Source organism: Cognatiluteimonas profundi (assembly GCF_009792795.1).
Lineage (GTDB): Bacteria > Pseudomonadota > Gammaproteobacteria > Xanthomonadales > Xanthomonadaceae > Cognatiluteimonas > Cognatiluteimonas profundi.
In genome coordinates this window covers 131,370-152,169 of record NZ_VKHQ01000001.1, presented here as the reverse complement: position 1 = coordinate 152,169, position 20,800 = coordinate 131,370, and the positions used below count along the sequence as shown (strand labels likewise).

Below are 20,800 nucleotides of genomic sequence, written 5' to 3'. Positions count from 1 at the left end.
GCACTTGGAGTGTTAATTCACCCGGCATCACTTGCTGCCCGAGTACGCACTGCTTTACCGGACAATAGAGCGGCTTGGTTTCTTTGTTCAAGCAACAACTCGTTCGCATGAGCGACCTTTGCCGGATCCTTAGAAAAGAACAGTGGCTCTGTAGCGGCGATTCTGTCGCGGATGGCCTCGATTTCGGGGTTGGAGTGATCCCATGAAATGAAGTCATCCCACTCCAGTACATAGCGGAGCTCGTCATCGATAAACCGGTCAATTAACCCGACCAAGTCAGAAAGACTTTGCACGCCATCCTTGCGAATATGGATGTGGGGCGAATGGCGCAGCCAGCGGACGATTCTGCGGAACATATTTCTCCGATGCGATGATCTGAAATGCCGCCTAACACCTGAATTAAGCCGAGCCGCGAAGCGGCTTCGGCTTGAATGAATTGTTAGCTGCCTACTGCGCAGCCTTGTACGTGATGTGCACGCTGTCGAACTCCGGTCTTGCTAGGAATATTCGCGCCATTGGGTGGTGGGACACACTCAGCGATTCGAGACCAATCCATTGCATTTGAACGGCAGGCCCGCCTCCGGCGCCTGACGGAGCAGCCCCATGATTAGTGTCAGCGCTGAACACGTTTCCAGAGCTGTTTCCCAAGGAGCGGCCCGCCGGTAGTACCGAAATTTGAGTGCTGTAGCCGGTCGTGGCGCCGCAATCTCGCTGAAACACAATAGCGTTGAACTTCCCGTTAGGCGAAGGAAGCTGCGCGAGTACCTCGTTACCACATGCGTCATCAAGCATAAGCCAGATGCCGATGGCAGCGACCAACACAAGTGCCAGACATGCGCCGCCGATCCAAGCAAGGGTCTTCAGAACTTTGCGCATAAAGCCATGGCAGCTAACACCTGAATTAAGCCGGCTTGCGTAGTGGAGGCAAAAGGCGGTTAGGCTTTTTGTAACCGCCTTTTGCTGTAACGAAGCAAGTTCGGCTTGAATGAACTGTTAGGCCACGCTCCCAGCTGGCCCCGAGCGCAAAAGATAGCTGATTAACGGCGGGCCCGCGAACAAGCCCAGGCTTTGCTCTAGGAGCTTCATGGAAGCGGCCCGCGACGCCGAGCAGGCCAATGAGTTGCAGCGCAATTGGCAACAACCCACTGCGGTCGGATCACGGTGAAAAAAGGCTACGCGGAATGCTTGGCCGCAGGGCCAATGATTGTGCAACGCGAGCGGGGCAGGGCGACTGGCTACCCCAAGACCGAATCCGCTCGAGCAGGCTGGCTGTTTGCCCTGAGCCTTTGCCCCATGCGCGGCCTAACACCTGAATTAAGCCGAGCCGCGAAGCGGCTTCGGCTTGAATGAATTGTTAGCGCCCATCCAGGGACGCCTGAACTGGCGAGATGCATTCCTTGAGCTGTTCAAAACTCACCTCAATGACAGCCTGCATTGGGTGATAGGCCCCATAAAATCGCCACTGGTTAAGGTTGCCTTGTCCGTCGCGAAAATCTAAGTAATAGGTTTCGCCGTGGATCACTGGAAGCAGGGCTGGCGAATCAGCCTGGAAGCCGACGGGAATAGACTGGCGATGCAGGCTTTGCAGCACACTGAGTGCCGCAGGACACTCGTGGATCGGTTCCTTATGCACGCAGGTGCGGCGGCCAGTGCCGACCGCAACCAGCAAGAATGGATCCACAGCGGGGCTGCCGAATATCTCTCCGTGCCCTGGATCAATCACTACAAGTCGCGTTGGGCCGTTGCCCGTGTCCGGCTGAACAGCGATGCGAATACCTCCAGCCGAAAGTTCTGGCGCAGCCTCCCAAGCGAATAGCGTGTCTGACAGAGTCTGCGAAAAGCAGCCTGAGTTATTCGGATGCCAATATTCTTTAGCATCGACAGCGGACGAGCAGATTACTAGTACGAGGACGAGTAAGTATTTCATGGGCGCTAACACCTGAATTAAGCCGACTTGCGTAGTGGAGGCAAAAGCGTGGCAGGCTTTTTATGCCACGCTTTTGATGTAACGAAGCAAGTTCGGCTTGAATGAATTGTTAGGCCCCGGCCAAGTGACCGCATACCCGATGCCTAGTTGTTTGACTCCGCCTCTCCTTTGCGGATTGCCTCATCGTACTGCGCGTCGCATATGTATTTTTGGTCGTACGCTGCGATCTGTTCGCAGGCCTCGCGAACCTTGCCTGCCTCGATCTCGTACTTGGGAATAGAGGCGCCGTAGATTGTCATTGCAATCACCAATACGACCGGGACAACAATGAGCCAGGGCCATATCTTTGCCCGCGGCACTATAGCGCCGCATTTTGGACATGCTTTTGCCGTTGTGCTGATCTCATTGCGACATTCATTACACGCGGTCATTGCCATAGGGCCTCCTCAGGCCACAACAAGGCGCCTAACACCTGAATTAAGCCGAGCCGCGAAGCGGCTTCGGCTTGAATGAATTGTTAGGGCGCAAACGAGCAGGTGTAATTGAAAGCTTACGGCCCCGCTGCAGTAAGCGAGGGAACTCCGCTAGAAGTAAATCCATAACGGTATGCCAAGTTTGCGCCCACCGGAACATCAATAGTTAGCTGGGCCTGCTGCATCTGTGGCGCGGAGTAGAAGCGTTTGCATAGCCAGGTGTTGAGCGCTGGAGCGCCACGTAACGTGTGCGAGCCAGGGCTAACCTTGGTCGAATAGGATTGACCGCGATCTAGTTCCGCGACGACTTTCCCGTCCAAGTAAATCTCGCCGAGGCAAAGCTTTCCCATTGCTCCGACATCTCGAGTTACTTGGATTGTGGATTCTGGTGCGGATTGAGATTGGGCCGCTGAAGATGGAGCGACGACCTCTTGGGCAGCAACCGGCCCTAACGCTGCCATGGGAATCAAGCTCATCAGGTAGCCAACGTAGCGGCTATTCATGGTCTCTCTCCGTACGGGGCTCTGGAGGATATCAATTGCGCCCTAACACCTGAATTAAGCCGACCCGCCCATGAGCCCGTATGGAGCCTTGCAGCCACGAAGCGGGTTCGGCTTGAATGAGTAGTTAGGGTGCAGCGGCTGCATCACTCGCATGCTGCTCCTCAACTGGGACAGTGCATCGATTCCCTAACCGCAGGGACGAAGATCTGGGAAAAGCGGTCATCGCGTGACCGCAAGCGAGCTTGCGGCGCGCGCGTTGCGCCGCTTTTCTACCATGTTTGCCGCGCCGCCGACAGTCGGAAAGCCGCGTCCTGTTCCGTGAGCATTTCCCCACGCACGAGAGTGTTCGACCGCTGTCTCCCTAACACTAAGTAGACCCCGGGTAGGGGCAATAGGAACGGATATTCAGGTCGCGCTCCTCACCCGTCAAGCCATAACCCTACGCCTTATCAAGTATTTGCCTGATTTCTTTGGCGTTCCCTTCCCGGCAGATTGATAAGTAACGCTGTCAAACCGGGTTGATAAGTCTTATGGGCTTGGGTGCAAGGTGATAAGGGAAAGGGACGTTCAGGCCCGCGAACCCCGGCTGCTCGATGCGGTGCGGATCCGCCTCCGGGCGAAGCGCTACAGCATCCGGACGGAGACTATCTACCTGGCGTGGATTCGGCGCTTCATTCTTGCCAATGACAAGCGCCACCCGAAGGACATGGGCGCACCGGAGCTCGAACGCTTCCTCTCGATGCTGGCGGTGGAAGGCAACGTGGCCGCCAGTACGCAGAATCAAGCCCTGTCGGCGATGCTGTTCCTGTACCGCGAGGTCTTGAACATCCAGTTGCCATGGATGGAGAGCATGGTTCGCGCCAAGCGGCCGCAGCGGGTGCCAACGGTGCTGTCGTGCGGCGAGGTGCAGCGGATCCTGGCGCAGATGGACGGTCGGCCGTGGTTGCTGGCAAGCCTGCTCTACGGGAGCGGCCTGCGCCTGATGGAGTGCCTGCGGTTGCGGGTCAAGGACACCGACTTTGCCCGCAACGAGATCACCGTGCGCGGCGGCAAGGGCGCCAAGGATCGACGGACGGTGCTGCCGGCTTCGCTGGTCGAACCGCTTCAGCGAGAGGTCGAGCGAGCGCACCTGATGCATCAGGAGGACGTTGCCGCCGGATTCGGCGAAGCCGTCCTGCCGCATGCGTTGGCAAGGAAATATCCGAACGCGGCTCGGGAATTCGGTTGGCAGTTCGTGTTTCCGGCACCGAAGCGATCGGTCGATCCGCGTGGTGGCGTGGAGCGTCGTCACCACTTCGACGATGGCGTCCTGTCGCGGGCATTGAAGCGGGCCTGCGGCAAGGCTGGGATCGTCAAGCCGGTATCGGCGCACACGCTGCGGCATTCGTTCGCCACCCACTTGCTGGAAGCCGGGTATGACATCCGCACGGTGCAGGAATTGCTTGGCCATAGCGACGTAGCGACCACGCAGATCTACACGCATGTCCTGAATCGCGGCGCCGGTGGCGTGTTGAGCCCGCTGGACCGCCAGGCAATGGACATTCGCACGCTGAACCTGGCGCCTCCGGTTGGTCCGAAGGCGCCAGTTTCCTGACTCAGCCTTGGAACGGCGCCGCATTCTTGAGCGGTTCGCCCTTGCGGCTGCACACCGGCGGGTTGGTCAGCCCCATTGAGAGCCAGTTGCCGCCATTGATCATGCAGGTGAATTCCTTGCCGTCCTTCGCCTTGAGGCTTGCGTAGGTATTGAGGCCTTCGGTGCGACGGCTGACCAGGGTCAGGTCTTCGGCAGCGTAGCCGAGCGCGGCAGAGGTTTCGGACTTGATCCGATCGTCGGTCAAGATGGTTTTGGAGCTGCCGGCGATCGAAGCGCAACCGGAGAACAACAACGACACGGCGCCCAGCAGGACGAATTTCGACAGTGACATGCACCACTCCTTGGTAGCCCGAGAGGAATCGGCGGGGCGGGCCACACCCGCGCGAACCCGTCCTTCCTGGACGGGACGCGCATGGTCGACGATGGGCGCCGCACATGCAATCGGAAAAATCCTAACGGGCTTGCATCGAAACGCTGCGGGCTATTTCGCCAGCGACGCCAACAACCCGCGCGCCGCCTGCAGGCGACTCGCCGCATCGGGCAGGTCCAGCTTGATCCGTAGTTTCTCGGGGCCATCCAGCGCGTAATGCTTCGGCTGCTTCTGGATCAGCTGGATCACGGTCATCGGATCGACGTTGGGCTTGCTCTCGAACTGCAAGCGGCCGCTCACCGGGCCGAGGTCCAGCTTGCGGATGCCCAGTCGCGTCGCCTGCAGCTTGAGCTCGGCGATGGCGAACAGATGCTTGGCGGGGTCCGGCAACAGGCCGAAGCGGTCGATCATCTCCACCTGCAGCTCGCGCAGCGCATTGCTGTCGCGCGCCGAGCTGATGCGCTTGTAGAGCGTGAGTCGCGTATGCACGTCGGGCAGGTAATCGTCTGGGATCAGCGACGGGATGTTGAGTTCCACTTCGGCGCCGCGTGATTCCTGCAGGTCGGCATCGGGCAGCTTGCCCTGGCGGATGCTGCGCACCGCGCGTTCGAGCAGCTCGGTGTAGAGGCTGAAGCCGACTTCGGCCATCTGTCCGCTCTGGTCCTCGCCCAGCAATTCGCCGGCGCCGCGGATCTCCAGGTCGTGCGTCGCCAGCGTGAAGCCGGCGCCCAGCTCGTCCATCGAGGCGATGGCGTCCAGGCGCTTGCGCGCATCGCTGGTGATGCTGCGCTGGTCTGGCACGACGAGGTAGGCATAGGCGCGATGGTGCGAGCGGCCGACGCGACCGCGCAGCTGGTGCAGCTGGGCCAGGCCGAACTTGTCGGCGCGGTTGATCACGATGGTGTTGGCGTTGGGGATGTCGATGCCCGACTCGATGATCGTCGTGCACAGCAGCACGTTGAAGCGCTGCTTGTTGAACTCGAGCATGACGCGCTCCAGCTCGCGTTCGGGCATCTGCCCATGCGCGATGCCGATGCGCGCGTCCGGCACCAGGTCCTGCAGTTCGCGCTGCATGCGACCGATGGACTCCACATCGTTGTGCAGGAAGTACACCTGGCCGCCGCGCGCGAGTTCGCGCTGGAAAGCCTCGCGCAGTTGCGCGTCGTCCCAGGGCACGACGAAGGTCTGCACCGCGAGGCGATGCGCGGGCGGCGTGGCGATGATGGCGAGGTCGCGCAGGCCGGCCATGGCCATGTTGAGCGTGCGCGGGATCGGCGTCGCGGTCAGTGTCAGCAGGTGCACGTTGGCGCGCAGGGCCTTGAGTGCTTCCTTCTGTCGCACGCCGAATCGCTGTTCCTCGTCAACGATGACCAGGCCCAGGTCCTTGAAGCGCACGTCCTTCTGCAGCAGCCGGTGCGTGCCGACGATGACGTCGAGCGTGCCATCGGCGATCTTCGCGATCTCCGCCTTGATCTCCTTGGGCGACTTGAAGCGCGACAGCACTTCCACGCGCAGCGGCCAGTCGGCGAAACGGTCGCGGAAGTTGCGGTAGTGCTGTTCGGCCAGCAGCGTGGTCGGTACCAGCACGGCGACCTGCTTGCCGGCTGCGGCGGCCACGAACGCGGCGCGCACCGCGACTTCGGTCTTGCCGAAGCCGACGTCGCCGCAGACCACGCGGTCCATCGGCCGCGACGAGGCGAGGTCGCCGATGACGGCCTCGATCGCGCTGAGCTGGTCGACGGTTTCTTCGAACGGAAATGTCGCCGCGAACGGCTCGTACATCGAGCGGTCGACGTCGATCGCCAGCCCTTGGCGCGCGTGTCGCCTGGCCTGGATCTCCAGCAATTCCGCGGCGACATCACGGACCTTCTCGGCGGCCTTTTTCTTGGCCTTCGACCACTGCTCGCCGCCCAGCGAATGCAACGGCGCGGTTTCGGCCGACGCGCCCGAGTAGCGATTGATCAGGTGCAGCTGCGCGACCGGCACGTACAGGCGGTCGCCCTTGGCGTATTCGATCTCCAGGTATTCGCCGGGCATGCCACCGGCTTCGAGCATCACCAGGCCGCGATAACGACCAACGCCGTGGTCCTCGTGCACGATCGGCGCGCCTTCGGTCAGCTCGCCCAGGTCGCGGATGATCGCTTCGGGTTCGCGACCGGCGCGCTTGCGCCGGCGTGGCTGGTTGGCGCGTTCGGGAAACAACTGGCGTTCGGTCAGCACCGCGATCGCGGGCGCCGTCAGCGCAAATCCATCGTCCAGTGGCGCCACGGCGATGGCGAAGGTCGCCAATGGTGTCCCTTCTCCCGCCTGCGGGAGAAGGTGCCCGGAGGGCGGATGAGGGCCGCTCCCGGCGAAGCCCTGGAAATTCGGCAACACCTCCGGCTTGAGTCCCGCCGCGTGCAGGATCTCGATCAGCGCCTCGCGTCGACCTGCGGAATCCGCCGCGACGAGCACGCGGCCCGGATAGCTGCCGACGAATGACTTCAATGCCTCGGCGCCGGCGTGGTCGCGCACGACCAGCGGCAATGCCGGAACCGGCTGGTCGCCGAGCGACTGCGCACGCTCGCGTTGCGGGTGGCCGTCGCCGCAGACGTCGATGCGTGCGGACTGGTTGAGTCGTTCGCGCAATGCCTCCGGCGACAGGTACAGGGCGTCGGGCGGAAGCAGTGGGCGCTCGACGTCGTGGCGGCGCTGTTCGTAGCGCTCGGCGGTCTGGGCCCAGAAGTGTTCGGCCGCTTCCAGGGCGCCTTCGCCAAGGACGGGCAGCGTGTTGGCGCCGAGGTAATCGAACAGTGTCGACGTCGACTGGAAGAACAACGGCAGGTAGTACTCGACTCCCGCGGGCGCCAGGCCGGATTTCAGGTCCTGGTACAGCGTGCTGCGCCGGGTGTCGATGTCGAAGCGGTCGCGCAGCGTATCGAGTGCGCGCTTGAGCGATGCCTCGTCCAGCGGCACTTCGCGCCCGGGCAGCAGGTGGATCGCTTCGATCTTCTCCAGCGAGCGCTGCGATTCCGGATCGAACACGCGGATGGTGTCGATCTCGTCGTCCAGCAGCTCGATGCGAAAGGGCTGCTCGGCGCCCATCGGGTAAACGTCCAGCAGGCCGCCACGCACGGCGAAGTCGCCCGGGTCGAGCACCTGCGGCACGTTGCGATAGCCCGCGCCTTCCAGCCGGCGCTTCTCGGCATCCAGGTCGAGCCGGTCGCCCAGCTTGAGGTCGAAGCTGCCGCCGCTGACGTGACGCAGCGGAGCCAGTCGCTGCAGCAATGTCTGCACCGGCACCACGACGATGCCGCGATCCAGCGTCGGCATGCGGTGCAATGCCGCCAGTCGCTGGCTGACGATGTCCGGGTGCGGGCTGAAGCGGTCGTAGGGCAGCGTTTCCCAGTCCGGGAAGTGCACGATCGGCGGCCATTGCGCCTGTCCCGCGGGCAGTTCGCGCGTGAGCAGCGTGCGCAGGTCGCTTTCGATCTGTTGCGCGGTGTGGTTGTCGCGCGCGATGACGAGCAGCGGCCCATCGTGCGTGCTGGCCGCCGCGCCCAGGTGGAACGCAAGCGCCGATGGCGACGACGGCGCGCGCCAGTACACGCGCTGTTGCCCGGCCCTGGGCAATGGCGGCGTGGTGGATGCGGGCAACGCGGCTGGGGGCTTTGGCATGGAATCGACGGGCTCAACAAGTGCAGCGCCGGCAGTCGTTTGCTGCCAGCGCATCGGTGTCGCAGTTTACTTGAGCGCGATTGCGGCCGGGCTGTCGCGCGTCAGGCTTGGCGATGCCACGGATTCCGCAGGACCCAACCCCGGCGCGTCGCCGGCGTCGATCAGCCCTTGGCGGGTTGCAGGTCCAGCACGACCCGGACCATGCCCGGTTCGCTGGAGGCTTCGCTATGGAATCCCAGCGATTGCGCCAGCGACAGCATCGGCTGGTTCTGCGCGAGCACGTCGCCATAGATGCGATCGACCTGCTTGCCGCGCGCCCAGCGCACGAGTCGCCGCATCAGGTGCCGGCCCAGGCCCATGCCACCGATGAAACGACTGACCAGGATGGCGAATTCGACGTCGCGTCCGCCCGGCACGATGGTCGCCCGCGCAACGGCGCCGACCATGGCTTCACCCGGCGGCAAGGGTTCGGTGACGACAATCGCGAACTCGCTGCGCGGATCCGGTCGCGACAGCTTGTCGGCCATTTCCGCCGACAATTCCGGCAGCGACGATTGCATGCGCACGCGCACTTCGTCAGGCTCGAGCAGCGGGAATGCCGCGCGCAGCGGCTGCGCGTCATCGGGTCGGATGGGGCGGATCAGCACGTCGCGACCATTGGACAGGTGCTGCATCTCGTGCCACGGCGGGAGTCGGTTTCTGGCGGCCATGCCCGATCCTCGCATGGCGCAGGTGAAGCGCTACTCACATTTGTGATCGAGGTCGCTTTGCTAGACTCCGCGCCCGCAGCCGATATCGATCGGTGAACGGAAATTTTCCATTTCCTTGACAGGACTTTCATGGCCGGCAAAGGCGAATCGACCCGCGCAATCCTCTTCGCCCTCGGCGCGAACCTGTCCATCGCCGGTGCCAAGGGGGTGGCCGCCTTCTTCACCGGGTCCAGCGCGATGCTGGCCGAAACCGTGCATTCGCTGGCCGATTGCGGCAACCAGCTGCTGCTGTTGCTGGGGATGAAACAGGCCCGCCGGCCGGCATCGCCGGATTATCCGCTGGGGCATGGCAAGGCGATCTACTTCTGGTCGTTCCTGGTGGCGGTCATGTTGTTCACCGTCGGCGGGATGTTTTCGCTGTACGAGGGCTGGCACAAATTGCACAACCCCGAACCTCTCCGGAAGTGGGGATGGGCCGTGGGCGTGCTGGCCTTCGGTATCGTCGCCGAAGCCTTTTCGACCCGCGCCGCGCTGCAGGAAGCGGCCATCGAGCGGCGCGGGCGCAGCCTGTGGCTCTGGTTCCGGCAAAGCAGGCAGGCCGAACTGGTCGTGATCGTCGGCGAGGACCTCGCGGCGATGGCTGGCCTGAGCGTCGCCCTCGTTGCGGTGCTGGCTACCGTGGTGACCGGCAACCCGATGTGGGACGCGCTCGGCACGCTGGCGATCGGCGCCTTGCTGATCGTCGTCGCGGTGTTCGTCGCCATCGAGATCAAGGCGATGCTCATTGGCCAGAGCGTGGACCCGGCGGTGCAGGCGCAGATGCGCAGGTTCCTCGACGATCGTCCCGAGATCGGCAACGTGATCAGCCTGATCACCCTGCAGCTGGGCAACGACATGCTGGTGTCGGTGCAGGCGGAGATGAGCGAGGAGCAGAGCGCCCGCGCGCTGGCCGTGCAGATCAACACGGTCGAGCGGGCGTTGAAGGAGGAATTCCCGGACGTGCGCTGGAGCTTCTTCGAGCCGGACATCAAGGCCGGGATCTGACCGGGCCGTCCACTGGGAAAGCCGTCGCCGCCACGAAATGTCTAGCCCGCACGCAGCATCTCGACCCGTGGCGCCGGGGCGCCGCCGTCCAGCATCGCCGCCAGCGCGCGCAGCGTCGTGGCCAGGCTTGCCTCGAACTGGTAAGGCGGATTGAGCAGCAACAGGCCGCTGCCGTTCATTCGCAGCGGCGAGTCGTCCGGCCGCACCAGTAGTTCGGCGATCAACACGGATTTCGCCGGCAGGGTCGCGGCGCTGCGGTAGAACGGCTGCAGGCTGCGACGCTGCTTGATCGGATACCAGAGCATGCAGGTCGCCTGCGGCCAGCGGTCCATGCCATCGCGTAGCGCGGCGAACACGCTGGCGAATTCCTCCAGCTGCGCCTCGTAGGGCGGGTCGACCAGCACCAGTCCACGCGCGAAGCGTTGTCCGCCAACCACTGGCGGCAGCAGCGCCTTCATCGCCGCGTAGCCGTCGCGCTGGTGCACGGCGATGCGGCGATCACCGGCCATGTTCGCCTTGAGTGCGGCGGCTTCGTCGGGTTGCAGCTCGCAACAGGCGATGCGGTCGCTTGCGCGCAGCGCATGCGCGAGCAGCCAGGGCGATCCGGGATAGGCGTGCGCGCCGTGCTGGGTGCGGCAGGCGTGGATGGCGGCGACGTAGCGCTGGATCGACGGATCGTCCACTGGCGCCGCGAGCACGCGGTCGATGCCTTCGGAGGCCTCGCCGGTGCGCAGCGCCGGGTCCGAATCCAGTGCGTACAGCCCGCGGCCGGCGTGGGTGTCCAGTGCGAACACCGGCGCCGGTTTGCGCACCAGCGCGTCGCACAGGGCGAGCAGCACGACGTGCTTGAGCACGTCGGCGTGGTTGCCTGCGTGGAAGGCGTGCCGGTAGTTCATCGCTGCATTGTCGGTGCGCCGGCGCCGGCATTCCAGCACGGGCTGCGAAGGCTGCAGTGCAGCCCGGGATGCAATCGCGCGGTCAGGCCGTCACCGGCACCTGGGTGTCGAGCGACAAGTGGATGCCGAGGGCCGGCAGTTCCCGGATTTCGGTGGCAAGGTCGCTGGCGAGCAGCGGCCTTGCGTCGAGCCAGCGCTGCGGCAGCGACAACGACAGGGCATCGCCGTCGGCGACCAGGCGCATGTCGGGTTCGCCGTCGGCTTCGTGCGAGCGTCGGAACAGCACCGCCAGCCGCAGCAGCGCCGCCGTGCGACGGGCCGGGAGCTGCATGCGGTCCGGCAGCGCGGCGAAGGCCGACTTGGGGATGCCACGGCGATGCGTGCGCACCAGTGCCGCCAGCGCGCGCTGCGCCTGTTGCGAGAATCCGGCGATGTCCGAATGTTCCAGGATGTACGCACCATGCACGTGATATTGGCTGTGGGCGATGGCAAGGCCGAGTTCGTGCAGGCGCGCCGCCCAGGACAGCAGCAGGCGATCGTCACGATCCAGCTGCCATGCGCGCTCCACCCGGTCGAACAGCATCATCGCCGTCGCCTCGACGCGCGCGGCCTGCGCGGCGTCGATGCCGTAGCGCTGCATCAGCGCATGCACCGAGGCATCGCGCGGGTCGGCGCCGCTGCCGCGTCCCACCATGTCGTGCAGCACGCCTTCGCGCAGCGCCGCTTTGCTGACGCCCATGCGCTGCAAGCCCAATGCGGTGAAGGCGGATTCCAGCACCAGCAGCCCGCCGGCGATGATCGGCTTGCGCTCGGCCGACAACGCGGGCAGGTCGATCGCGTCGATGCGCCCGGCCATCAGCAGGCGTTCGCGCACCTGCGCCAGGGCGTCGGCGGTGATCTCGCCCTTGGTCAATTTCATCGCCAGGCAGATGGCGGCGATCGCCTTGTTGGTGCCCGATGACCCCAGCGCTTCGTCCCAGCCCAGGTGCCGGTAGACGCCGGCGAACTGCTGGAATTCCGCGGTGACCTCGGTGAGCGCTTCCTTCCACCGCTTGTTGGACAGCTTGCCGTCGGCGAAGAAACGGCGGGTGCTGGCAACGCATCCGGCCTGCAGGCTTTCGCGCTCCAGCGCGTCGAAGCCGCGGCCGATGATGCATTCGGTGGAGCCGCCGCCGATGTCGATCACCAGCCGCAGGTCGTCGGGCCTGGGCGGCTGTGCATGGGCGACTCCAAGATAGACCAGGCGGGCTTCCTCGCGGCCGGAGACGACTTCGATCGTGTGTCCGAGCGCCGTTTCCGCCGGAACCAGGAACGATTGCGGCGCCGCGAGCTGGCGCACGGTATTGGTGGCGATGGCGCGCACGCGTTGTGGCGGGATGTCGCGCAGGCGCTGGCCGAAACGCGACAGGCACTCCAGCGCGCGCTGGCGGACCTCCGGCTTGAGTTCGCGCCTGCTGTCCAGGCCTTCGGCCAGGCGGACCATTTCGCGCAGGCGATCGACCACGCGCAGCTGCCCGAGCACGTAACGCGACACCACCATGTGGAAGCTGTTGGATCCCAGGTCGATCGCGGCCAGCAGGTCGCCGTCCTGCAGTGGCAGCGCCGTCGATGGCGCGAACAGGTGGGTGTCGTTCATGACGAGGCCCCGCAGAGCTTGGCCAGCAGCGATGTCTGCGCCGAATGCGGCATCGCGTCGTCGCCTGGATGCAGCCGCGCATACACGCCGCTGGGTTGCAGCTCCCAGGCGTTGAGGTTGTCCAGTAGGTTGTTGTCCAGGGCCTCTTCCTTGACGCGCGCCGCCAGCTCCGGCTCCAGGATGGGGAAACAGGTTTCCACGCGACGCAGCAGGTTGCGTTCGAGCCAGTCCGCACTCGCGCAATACAGCTCCGGCGCGTCGTCGTTCTGGAACCAGTACACCCGGCTGTGCTCGAGGAAGCGGCCGACGATCGAGCGCACGCGGATGGTTTCCGACACACCCGGCACGCCCGGTCGCAAGGTGCACGCGCCGCGCACGATCAGGTCGATCTGCACGCCGGATTGGGAGGCGGCGTACAGCGCGCGGATGACCTGCGGTTCGTTGAGGGCGTTCATCTTGGCGACCACGCGCGCGGGCTTGCCTTCGCGCGCATGCCGGGCTTCGCGCTCGATCTTGTGCAGAACGCCCGCGTGCAGCGTGAACGGCGATTGCAGCAGCCTGCGCAGCTTGATCGCCGGCGCCATGCCGGAGAGCTGCTGGAAGATCTGGTGGACGTCGCTGCCGATGTCAGGATCGGCCGTGATCAATCCCAGGTCGGTATAGGTGCGCGCGGTCCCGGCGTGGTAGTTGCCGGTTCCCAGGTGGACATAGCGCCGCAGCTTGCGGCCCTCGCGGCGCACGATCAGCAGCATCTTGGCGTGCGTCTTGTAGCCGACGACGCCATAGACGACCTGCACGCCGGCCTGTTGCAGGCGGTCGGCAAACCCCAGGTTGGCTTCCTCGTCGAAACGCGCGCGCAACTCGACGACGACGGTCACGTCCTTGCCGTTGCGCGCGGCCTGCACGAGGTGCTCGACGATCTGCGACTCGCGCCCGGTGCGATACAGCGTCTGCTTGATCGCCAGCACGTTGGGATCCTCGGCCGACTGGCGGATCAGCTCCAGCACCGGGGTGAACGCGTCGTAGGGGTGGTGCAGCAGGATGTCGCCGTCGTTGATGCGATCGAAGATGACATCGGTATTGCGCAGGCTGCGTGGCTGGAACGCCGGGTACTTCAGTTCCGGCCGCTGCACCAGGTCGTAGACCTGCACGACCCGGCTGAGGTTGACCGGGCCGTCGATGCGATACACGGCGTTGTCGGGCAGCTCGAAATTCTGCAGCAGCGTGCGCACGATGGGCTTGGGGCAGTTGCCGGCGATCTCCAGCCGCATCGCGCGCAGGTAGCCACGGCCGATGAGCTCGTCGCGCAGGGCGAGCGCGAGGTTCTCGACTTCCTCCTCGTCGACGATCAATTCGGAATTGCGGGTGACGCGGAACTGGTACGCGCCCTTGACCTCCATGCCCGGGAACAGCTCGTCGACGAACGCCGACAGCACCGATGACAGGAACACGAAGTCGTCTTCGCCACCGGACACCTTCGGCGGCAGCTGGATGATGCGCGGCAGCGAACGCGGCGCGCGCACGATCGCCAGGTGCCCTGCGCGGCCGAACGCATCCTTGCCCTTCAGCACCACGACGATGTTGAGGGACTTGTTGAGGATCTGCGGGAACGGGTGCGCGGGATCCAGCCCCAGCGGCGACAGCACCGGCATGATCTCGTCGCGGAAATAGGCGCGCAGCCAGCGCGTCTGCTTGGCATTCCAGCTGTCGCGACCCAGCACGCGGACGCCGGCGGCATTGAGCGATGGGCGCAGGTCGTCGTTCCAGCAGCGGTACTGCGCCGCCACCAGTTCGGCGGCGCGATCGTGGATGCGCTTGAGCACCGTGGCCGGCGGCATCCCGTCCGCGGCAACCGGCATGTTGAAGTCCTGCGCATGGCGCACGGTCGCCGCCCGGATCTCGAAGAATTCGTCCAGGTTGGTGCACGAGATGCACAGGTAGCGCAGCCGTTCCAGCAACGGGACGCCAGCGTCCTGCGCCTGCGCCAGCACGCGGAAATTGAAGTCCAACTGCGACAGTTCGCGGTTGAAGTACAGCGCCGGATCGCGCAGCGGGTCCGAATCCGTGGGTTCAGTGGCTGGTGACGGGGGTTGCCTGCGCGAGGATTTGTCTTTCATCGGTCGCATTGTAGGAGCGCAAGCCTGCGGCCGCGGTGACCAGCCGCCTGTCCGGCCGGCGAGGTCACGTGATCGCGAGGTCGCGCGGCGAACGCAGGTACACCCGCTCGGGGCCGAAATGGCAGGAAAACCGACTGCCCCGACCGACCTCGCTGGCGATCTCCAGCCGCGCCTGGTGCAGGCTCAGGACATGCTTGGCGATGGCCAGTCCCAGCCCGGTGCCGCCGCTCTCGCGTGAACGGCTGGTGGAGACGCGATAGAAGCGCTCGGTGATCCGCGGCAGGTGCGCGGCCGGGATGCCGTAGCCGCTGTCCTGCACCGACAGCACGGCGCCGCCGCCGGCGTCGCGGGCAAAGCGGATGTCGATGCTGCCGCCTTCGGGGGTGTAGCGCACGGCGTTGCTGACCAGGTTGGAAAACGCACTGTGCAATTCGCGCTGCGAACCCCACAGGTCGACTTGCGCATCGTCCTCCACCGTGATGACGTGGCGATTCTGGCTGAGCGCCTGCGCTTCGCGGCCGAGCGTCGCCAGCAGCGGCGCCATCGGCACGCTTTCGTCGGCGAGCGCGTCCTGGGCCTCCAGTCGCGACAGCGTCAACAGGTCTTCGACCAGCTGCGTCATGCGCTGCGACTGCCGGCGCATCTCATGCAGGATGGGCGCCCACTCGGGCTGCTCGACCGGATCGAGCATGTCCAGGTAGCCATGGACGACGGTCAGCGGCGTGCGTAGCTCGTGCGAGACGTTGGCGACGAAGTCCCGGCGCATGTGTTCCAGGCGCATGAGCTTGCTGACGTCGCGGGCCACCAGCAGCCACAGCTCGTCCGAATACGGGATCAGCCGCAGGTTGAGGCGGATGTCCGGATCGACCGGGGAGGGCATGTCCGACAGCGGTTCGGCATTGCGGCCCGACGACAGCCAATGCGCGACCGGCAGCGGCTGCAGGCGATCGCCAAGCGACGCGTCGATGTCGCGCGGATAACGCAGCCCCAGCAGGCGTGTCGCCGCATCGTTGAACCACAGGATGCGCTGGCTGTTGCGGTCGAGCACGAGCACCGCGTCGGGCAGGGCGGCCGCCGCCGCACGGTAGGCGCGCAGCATGTCGAGCAGGCGACGCTTCTGCGCGCGCATGTCGGCCTGGCTGCGATGCAGCAGGCGGTCGATCTCGTCCCACACGCCGCTGCCGCCGGGCAGGTCCGCACGCCGTCGCGCGAGCAGCTGCAGCAGCAGGTTGCGCAACTTCCATTGCTGCCACGCGAGCGCGCCGAGGCTGGCCAGTGCCAGCATCGGCCAGGGACGCCCGATGGCCAGGCCGATTGCGCCAGCCACGACCAGCAGCACTGCCAGCCGTGCGAGCGAGCGGAGCCATGCGCTGCGTTCGCTGGGCATGCGTTGCGCCTAGACCGCCGTCGAGAAACGATACCCGGCGCCGCGCACCGTCTGCACCATGTTGTCCAGATGCACGGGCTCGAGCGTCTTGCGCAGGCGACGGATATGCACGTCGACCGTGCGCTCCTCCACGTAGACGCTGCCGCCCCAGACGTGGTCGAGGAGCTGCGATCGCGTATAGACGCGTTCGGGATGGGTCATGAAGAAGTGCAGCAGGCGGTATTCCGTCGGGCCGATCGCTACGGCGACGTCGCCCCCGTCGACCTGCGCGAACACGCGATGCGCGGCGCCGTCGATGCGCAGGGCCCCGATCTCGATGCTGCCGTTCTCGTCGTCCTCGCGCGAGCGGCGCATGACCGCGCGGATGCGGGCCAGCAGCTCGCGCGCCGAAAACGGCTTGACCACGTAGTCGTCGACGCCGGCCTCCAGGCCGCCGACCCGATCGTTCTCCTCGCCACGGGCGGTCAGCATGATGATCGGGATCTCGCGGGTGAGCGCATCGCGGCGCCAGCGCCGCGCCAGCTCCAGCCCGCTGGTGCCCGGCAGCATCCAGTCCAGCAGGATCAGGTCCGGCAGCCGGTCGGCAATGGACGCCTGGGCCTCGCGCGCGTCGCCGGCATGCACCGGCTCGTAGTCGGCCTTGCGCAGGGCAAAGGCGACCATCTCGCGGATGGCGGGTTCGTCGTCGACGATCAGGATGCGTTTCTGCACGCGTTCACCGTGTCATCGCCCAGGTCAGGGCGCAAGTAGACGACAGCTGTGTGACCGATCGATGACACGGCTGGGGGCCGCCTGCGTCGCCGGTGGGTGTTGTCAGCGCCGGTCGAGGTCCTCGTCGCGCACGCCCTGTCGCCGCAGTTCGAGCACCGTCGGGGTGATGGCCGCGATGCGCGCATCGATGCGCGACCGGGCGTAGTAGTCGACGTCCCCGCGTTTCTTGAGGGTGTTGAGCTGCACCAGCGCCTGCTCGGGGCGGCCATTGAGGTAGGCGGCCTCGGCGTAGGCTTCGCCGGCGCGCACCGGGTCGCCGGCGATCTCGCTGCTGCGCGCGAAGGTCTGCTGGAACACCGGATCGCTCGCCGCGCTGGACAGCAAGGGCCGCAGGATCGCCTGCGCGCGCTTGCCGGCGATCGGGGTGTTGCGCTCATCGAGCATGCCGGCGTAGGTCAGCGCGACTGCACGATTGCCCGGCATCCGCGCCAGCAACGCCTCGAAGCGGGCATCGGCGGCGGCGATCCTGCTCGATCGCGCCTCGGCCTGTGCCAGCCCCAGCGTGATCCAGACATTGCCGGGGTGGGCGTCCAGCAACGGCCCGAACTCGTCCGCCGCAACCGCCGCATGGCCGTCCAGCAAGCGCGACAACGCCAGTCCGTAGCGTTGCGCGTCGGTCAGGCTGCCGGCGCGACGCAGCTTTTCGTATTCGCGCGTGGCCGCGGCCGGGGTGTCGGCGCTGAGCACGCGCAGGCGTTCGCGCGCCCAGGGGAACTGGCCGCTGTCGCCATGGGCCAGTGCATTGCCGATCCGCAACGATGCCGGCAACAGTGGGTTGTCGACGACCTTGTCGTCGGGGACGAAGGCGTTCGACTTCTGCAGTTGCAGTGCGCGCTGCCTGGCTTCGCTGATGCGCGTCAGCGTCACCGGGTGGGTCTGCAGGTAATCGGGCGTCCGCTCGCGCTCGTCGCCCTGGTTGCTGCGGATGATGGTCTGCAGCTTCTCGAAGAAATCGGCCATGGCCGTCGGGTCGTAGCCGCTGCGTGCAAGGGTGCGGATGCCGATGCGATCGGCCTCGGACTCGTTGTCGCGGGTGTAGTTGATCTGGCGCTGTGCCATCAGCCCCTGCGCCGAGGCCATGACGGCCATGGCCCCGTTGCCGGCGGAACTGCTGTGGGAGGTCTGCGCGACGGCGATGGCGCCCAGCATGGCCAGCAGGATCGGCACGCTGTCGCGCTGCGCGCGTTCGACCGCCCGCAGCACGTGCGACTGCGTCACGTGCGCGATTTCGTGCGACAGCACGGCGGCGACTTCGTCCTCGCGGTTCGCGGCGAGCACCAGGCCGGCGTTGACGGCGACATAGCCACCCAGCGTGGCGAAGGCGTTGACCTGCCGATCGCGCAGCAGGAACAGGGTGAATGGCTGCCGGGGCTTGTCGCTGGCAGCGCCCAGCTTGTCGCCGATGGACTGCAGCCAGCCACCCAGCAGCGGATCGTCGAGGGTGTAGCCGTAATTGCGCAGCTGGGCGAGCGTCATTTCGCCGTACTGCTTCTGCTGCGCCGGACCCAGCACCTCGCCGGCCGACGAGCCGATATCGGGCAGGCGGCTGTCCTGTGCAGCGGCTTGTCCCCCACCCAGCAGCAGGCCGGTGGCAAGGACGCTCACGGCAGCCAGGGACACGATGTTGCGCATGGTGGGTGGAGTTGCCATCGACGGAGCAGCGTGAAGGATGACTGTCGTGGACAGCGCGGGTGTGAACCGGCGGTTAATCCGGCCGGATGGCGGCGGGCCTGGCGACGGGCGTGCCGGGGTGGAAAAGCATGGCCTGCGCCCGCATATTGCGTGCCATCCCTCGGCATTCCGGAGATCGTCTTGAGCCAGCCGGCCACAGAAACAGCGCGTCGCCCCATCACCTTGTTCACCTCGGCCATGTGCGGGTATTGCTCGGCTGCCAAGAACTTCCTGAAGAGCAAGGGCCTGGAATGGACGGAAGTCCGCATCGACCTGGACCCGGTCGAACGCGAGCGGATGATGTCGATGGCGCGGCGGACGTCGGTACCGCAGATCTTCGTTGGCGACACCCACGTCGGCGGCTACGACGACATGATGGCGCTGCATCGCGCCGGCAAGCTGGACGCACTGCTGGTCGGGGACGCCGCATGAGCGATGGGCAGGAGGACCGGCTGGCCGCCTTCACCAGCTTCCGGCAGCGGATGAACGATCGGATCCTGGCCGAACCCAACCAGGTCGTGCGGCGATTCTTCGCCTTGGATACGCAGGCCTACCAGGCCGGCGCGCTCGACGTGAAGACCAAGGAGCTGCTTGGCCTGGTCGCATCGCTGGTACTGCGCTGCGACGACTGCATCAGTTACCACGTCGCCCAGTGCCGGCAGGCGGGGGTCAGCCGGGACGAGATGTTCGAGACCTTCTCCGTCGGCCTGATCGTCGGCGGCAGCATCGTCATCCCGCACCTGCGCCGCGCGGTGGACTTCCTGGACCAGCTGGAAAGCGGCGAGGGCACGACGCCGTCGGTGCACGACCACGCCTGATCGACCCGGGCGGGACGGTCTTCCGCGAGGCATGCGCAGCGGCCGGTTTTGGCCGGGCGGCGCGCATCCGGCATAATTCGCGCTGCAGTGGCGCTGCAGACGCACGCCGCCCATCAGCTGGAAACCCCGAATGACACAGACGATTACCGTGATCCGCGGCGATGGCATTGGCCCGGAAATCATGGATGCGACCTTGCATGTCCTGGATGCCCTGGACGTTGGATTGCAGTACGAATTCGCCGACGCAGGCCTGGTCGCGCTGGAAAAGCACGGCGAGTTGCTCCCGGCGGCGACCATGGATTCGATCCGCCGCAACCGGATCGCGCTGAAGAGTCCGCTCACGACCCCCGTCGGCGAGGGGTTTTCCTCGATCAACGTCGAGCTGCGCAAGCGCTTCGACCTGTACGCCAACGTGCGTCCGGCGAAATCCTTCCCCAATACCAAGGCGCGGTTCCCGGCCAACGTCGACCTGGTCACGGTGCGTGAAAACACCGAGGGCGCCTACATCGGCGAAGGCCAGAGCCTGTCGGAGGATGGCGAGACCGCGCTGCTCACGCAGAAGGTCACGCGTCGCGGTTCCGAGCGCATCGTGCGCTACGCATTCGAACTGGCGCGCAGGACCGGACGCCGCAAGGTGACGGTCGTGCACAAGGCCAACATCCTGAAGTCGACGTCGGGGCTGTTCCTGCGCACGGCGCGGACCGTGGCCGCCGAATACCCCGACATCGAGTGCAACGAGCTGATCGTCGACAACTGCTGCATGCAGCTGGTGATGCGACCGGAGCAGTTCGACATCATCGTGACGACGAACCTGTTCGGCGACATCATTTCCGACCTGTGCGCCGGCCTCGTCGGCGGCCTGGGGCTGGCGCCGGGCGCGAACATCGGAACCGATGCGGCCATTTTCGAGGCCGTGCATGGCACGGCGCCCGACATCGCGGGCCAGGGCAAGGCGAATCCCTGCGCGTTGCTGCTGGGCGCGGCCCAGATGCTCGACCACATCGGACAGCCCGACAAGGCAACCCGGCTGCGAAATGCGATCGTGGCGACCCTGGAAGCCAAGGACTCGTTGACGCCCGACCTCGGTGGGGCTGGCAACACGATGTCATTCGCGAAGGCGATTGCCACGCGGCTGTAGCTTGCGGCGAGGTTCAAGGCGCCGCGGCTCGCCGCTGCGCCAGTTGCATAAAAGAAGGGCGCCCATTGGCGCCCTTCCTGCTTTCCGA

General features: G+C 65.5%; 18 protein-coding genes and 1 pseudogene. 5 read left to right on the top strand and 14 right to left on the bottom strand.

What is annotated here, in order from left to right:
* Nucleotides 1–17: 17 nt before the first annotated feature.
* From GST15_RS00795 to GST15_RS00780, 5 genes and pseudogenes are all read right to left on the bottom strand, one after another.
* The gene (locus tag GST15_RS00795; RefSeq protein WP_159015338.1) at nt 18–356 is read right to left on the bottom strand and encodes a hypothetical protein; all 339 of its coding nucleotides are present in this window, start codon (nt 354–356) and stop codon (nt 18–20) included.
* A 998-nt stretch (nt 357–1,354) separates the two neighbouring features.
* Complete coding sequence (locus GST15_RS00790; RefSeq protein ID WP_159015337.1) at nt 1,355–1,927, bottom strand: hypothetical protein; 573 nt, start codon at nt 1,925–1,927, stop codon at nt 1,355–1,357.
* A gap of 143 nt (nt 1,928–2,070) precedes the next feature.
* Nucleotides 2,071–2,226: a hypothetical protein gene (locus GST15_RS00785; RefSeq protein ID WP_159015336.1), complete on the bottom strand. Its 156-nt coding sequence runs from the start codon at nt 2,224–2,226 to the stop codon at nt 2,071–2,073.
* Nucleotides 2,227–2,292: 66 nt separating this feature from the next.
* A pseudogene (locus GST15_RS12990) lies at nt 2,293–2,358 on the bottom strand (hypothetical protein); the annotation flags it as partial.
* 119 nt (nt 2,359–2,477) lie between these two features.
* Nucleotides 2,478–2,903, bottom strand: coding sequence for a hypothetical protein (locus tag GST15_RS00780; protein WP_159015335.1), 426 nt, complete (start codon nt 2,901–2,903; stop codon nt 2,478–2,480).
* Nucleotides 2,904–3,501: 598 nt separating this feature from the next.
* Between GST15_RS00780 and GST15_RS00775 the strand changes: the two genes are divergently transcribed.
* Nucleotides 3,502–4,497 (top strand): integron integrase, encoded by a 996-nt coding sequence (locus GST15_RS00775; protein WP_325064760.1) that lies wholly within the window; start codon nt 3,502–3,504, stop codon nt 4,495–4,497.
* Between the two features lies 1 nt (nt 4,498).
* Here the strand turns inward: GST15_RS00775 and GST15_RS00770 are convergent, their stop codons facing one another.
* The 3 genes from GST15_RS00770 to GST15_RS00760 all read right to left on the bottom strand — a co-directional run bounded on the left by GST15_RS00770 (nt 4,499) and on the right by GST15_RS00760 (nt 9,234).
* The gene (locus tag GST15_RS00770; RefSeq protein WP_159015334.1) at nt 4,499–4,828 is read right to left on the bottom strand and encodes a hypothetical protein; all 330 of its coding nucleotides are present in this window, start codon (nt 4,826–4,828) and stop codon (nt 4,499–4,501) included.
* A 150-nt stretch (nt 4,829–4,978) separates the two neighbouring features.
* On the bottom strand, nt 4,979–8,524 hold the full coding sequence (gene mfd, locus GST15_RS00765; protein ID WP_425482169.1) for a transcription-repair coupling factor: 3,546 nt from the start codon (nt 8,522–8,524) through the stop codon (nt 4,979–4,981).
* Nucleotides 8,525–8,685: 161 nt separating this feature from the next.
* Entirely contained in the window at nt 8,686–9,234 is a 549-nt protein-coding gene (locus tag GST15_RS00760; RefSeq protein WP_159015333.1) for a GNAT family N-acetyltransferase, read from the bottom strand.
* A gap of 129 nt (nt 9,235–9,363) precedes the next feature.
* On the opposite strand from GST15_RS00760, the gene GST15_RS00755 reads away from it, so the two are divergent.
* On the top strand, nt 9,364–10,278 hold the full coding sequence (locus GST15_RS00755; RefSeq protein WP_159015332.1) for a cation diffusion facilitator family transporter: 915 nt from the start codon (nt 9,364–9,366) through the stop codon (nt 10,276–10,278).
* A 41-nt stretch (nt 10,279–10,319) separates the two neighbouring features.
* Here GST15_RS00755 and GST15_RS00750 read toward each other — a convergent pair whose 3' ends face one another.
* The 6 genes from GST15_RS00750 to GST15_RS00725 all read right to left on the bottom strand — a co-directional run bounded on the left by GST15_RS00750 (nt 10,320) and on the right by GST15_RS00725 (nt 18,735).
* Nucleotides 10,320–11,174 (bottom strand): 23S rRNA (adenine(2030)-N(6))-methyltransferase RlmJ, encoded by an 855-nt coding sequence (locus GST15_RS00750; RefSeq protein ID WP_159015331.1) that lies wholly within the window; start codon nt 11,172–11,174, stop codon nt 10,320–10,322.
* 82 nt (nt 11,175–11,256) lie between these two features.
* A complete protein-coding gene (ppx, locus tag GST15_RS00745; RefSeq protein WP_159015330.1) occupies nt 11,257–12,810 on the bottom strand; it encodes an exopolyphosphatase in 1,554 nt (517 codons plus the stop codon).
* On the bottom strand, nt 12,807–14,927 hold the full coding sequence (ppk1, locus tag GST15_RS00740; protein ID WP_159015329.1) for a polyphosphate kinase 1: 2,121 nt from the start codon (nt 14,925–14,927) through the stop codon (nt 12,807–12,809). The genes ppx and ppk1 overlap by 4 nt, the downstream gene beginning before the upstream one ends.
* A gap of 64 nt (nt 14,928–14,991) precedes the next feature.
* Nucleotides 14,992–16,314 (bottom strand): phosphate regulon sensor histidine kinase PhoR, encoded by a 1,323-nt coding sequence (phoR, locus tag GST15_RS00735; RefSeq protein ID WP_159015328.1) that lies wholly within the window; start codon nt 16,312–16,314, stop codon nt 14,992–14,994.
* A 9-nt stretch (nt 16,315–16,323) separates the two neighbouring features.
* Nucleotides 16,324–17,025, bottom strand: a complete 702-nt coding sequence (phoB, locus tag GST15_RS00730; protein WP_159015327.1) for a phosphate regulon transcriptional regulator PhoB — start codon at nt 17,023–17,025, stop codon at nt 16,324–16,326.
* A 102-nt stretch (nt 17,026–17,127) separates the two neighbouring features.
* Entirely contained in the window at nt 17,128–18,735 is a 1,608-nt protein-coding gene (locus tag GST15_RS00725; protein ID WP_233262998.1) for a M48 family metalloprotease, read from the bottom strand.
* A 162-nt stretch (nt 18,736–18,897) separates the two neighbouring features.
* Between GST15_RS00725 and grxC the strand changes: the two genes are divergently transcribed.
* The 3 genes from grxC (at nt 18,898) to GST15_RS00710 (ending at nt 20,712) form a co-directional block, all read left to right on the top strand.
* The gene (gene grxC / locus GST15_RS00720; protein WP_267902531.1) at nt 18,898–19,188 is read left to right on the top strand and encodes a glutaredoxin 3; all 291 of its coding nucleotides are present in this window, start codon (nt 18,898–18,900) and stop codon (nt 19,186–19,188) included.
* Nucleotides 19,185–19,574 carry a carboxymuconolactone decarboxylase family protein gene (locus tag GST15_RS00715; protein ID WP_159015326.1) on the top strand — a complete coding sequence of 130 codons (390 nt, stop codon included), beginning with the start codon at nt 19,185–19,187 and terminating at the stop codon, nt 19,572–19,574. The genes grxC and GST15_RS00715 overlap by 4 nt, the downstream gene beginning before the upstream one ends.
* Nucleotides 19,575–19,704: 130 nt before the next feature.
* Complete coding sequence (locus GST15_RS00710; RefSeq protein WP_159015325.1) at nt 19,705–20,712, top strand: isocitrate dehydrogenase; 1,008 nt, start codon at nt 19,705–19,707, stop codon at nt 20,710–20,712.
* Nucleotides 20,713–20,800 lie beyond the last annotated feature (88 nt).

What these genes read in the sequence shown, in the direction of transcription:
- GST15_RS00795 (WP_159015338.1), bottom strand. Translation starts at nt 356, where the DNA reads ATGTTCCGCAGAATCGTCCGCTGGCTGCGCCATTCGCCCCACATCCAT.
- GST15_RS00790 (WP_159015337.1), bottom strand. Translation starts at nt 1,927, where the DNA reads ATGAAATACTTACTCGTCCTCGTACTAGTAATCTGCTCGTCCGCTGTC.
- GST15_RS00785 (WP_159015336.1), bottom strand. Translation starts at nt 2,226, where the DNA reads ATGACAATCTACGGCGCCTCTATTCCCAAGTACGAGATCGAGGCAGGC.
- GST15_RS00780 (WP_159015335.1), bottom strand. Translation starts at nt 2,903, where the DNA reads ATGAATAGCCGCTACGTTGGCTACCTGATGAGCTTGATTCCCATGGCA.
- GST15_RS00770 (WP_159015334.1), bottom strand. Translation starts at nt 4,828, where the DNA reads ATGTCACTGTCGAAATTCGTCCTGCTGGGCGCCGTGTCGTTGTTGTTC.
- mfd (WP_425482169.1), bottom strand. Translation starts at nt 8,524, where the DNA reads ATGCCAAAGCCCCCAGCCGCGTTGCCCGCATCCACCACGCCGCCATTG.
- GST15_RS00760 (WP_159015333.1), bottom strand. Translation starts at nt 9,234, where the DNA reads ATGGCCGCCAGAAACCGACTCCCGCCGTGGCACGAGATGCAGCACCTG.
- GST15_RS00755 (WP_159015332.1), top strand. Translation starts at nt 9,364, where the DNA reads ATGGCCGGCAAAGGCGAATCGACCCGCGCAATCCTCTTCGCCCTCGGC.
- GST15_RS00750 (WP_159015331.1), bottom strand. Translation starts at nt 11,174, where the DNA reads ATGAACTACCGGCACGCCTTCCACGCAGGCAACCACGCCGACGTGCTC.
- ppx (WP_159015330.1), bottom strand. Translation starts at nt 12,810, where the DNA reads ATGAACGACACCCACCTGTTCGCGCCATCGACGGCGCTGCCACTGCAG.
- ppk1 (WP_159015329.1), bottom strand. Translation starts at nt 14,927, where the DNA reads ATGAAAGACAAATCCTCGCGCAGGCAACCCCCGTCACCAGCCACTGAA.
- phoR (WP_159015328.1), bottom strand. Translation starts at nt 16,314, where the DNA reads ATGCCCAGCGAACGCAGCGCATGGCTCCGCTCGCTCGCACGGCTGGCA.
- GST15_RS00725 (WP_233262998.1), bottom strand. Translation starts at nt 18,735, where the DNA reads ATGGCAACTCCACCCACCATGCGCAACATCGTGTCCCTGGCTGCCGTG.
- GST15_RS00715 (WP_159015326.1), top strand. Translation starts at nt 19,185, where the DNA reads ATGAGCGATGGGCAGGAGGACCGGCTGGCCGCCTTCACCAGCTTCCGG.
- GST15_RS00710 (WP_159015325.1), top strand. Translation starts at nt 19,705, where the DNA reads ATGACACAGACGATTACCGTGATCCGCGGCGATGGCATTGGCCCGGAA.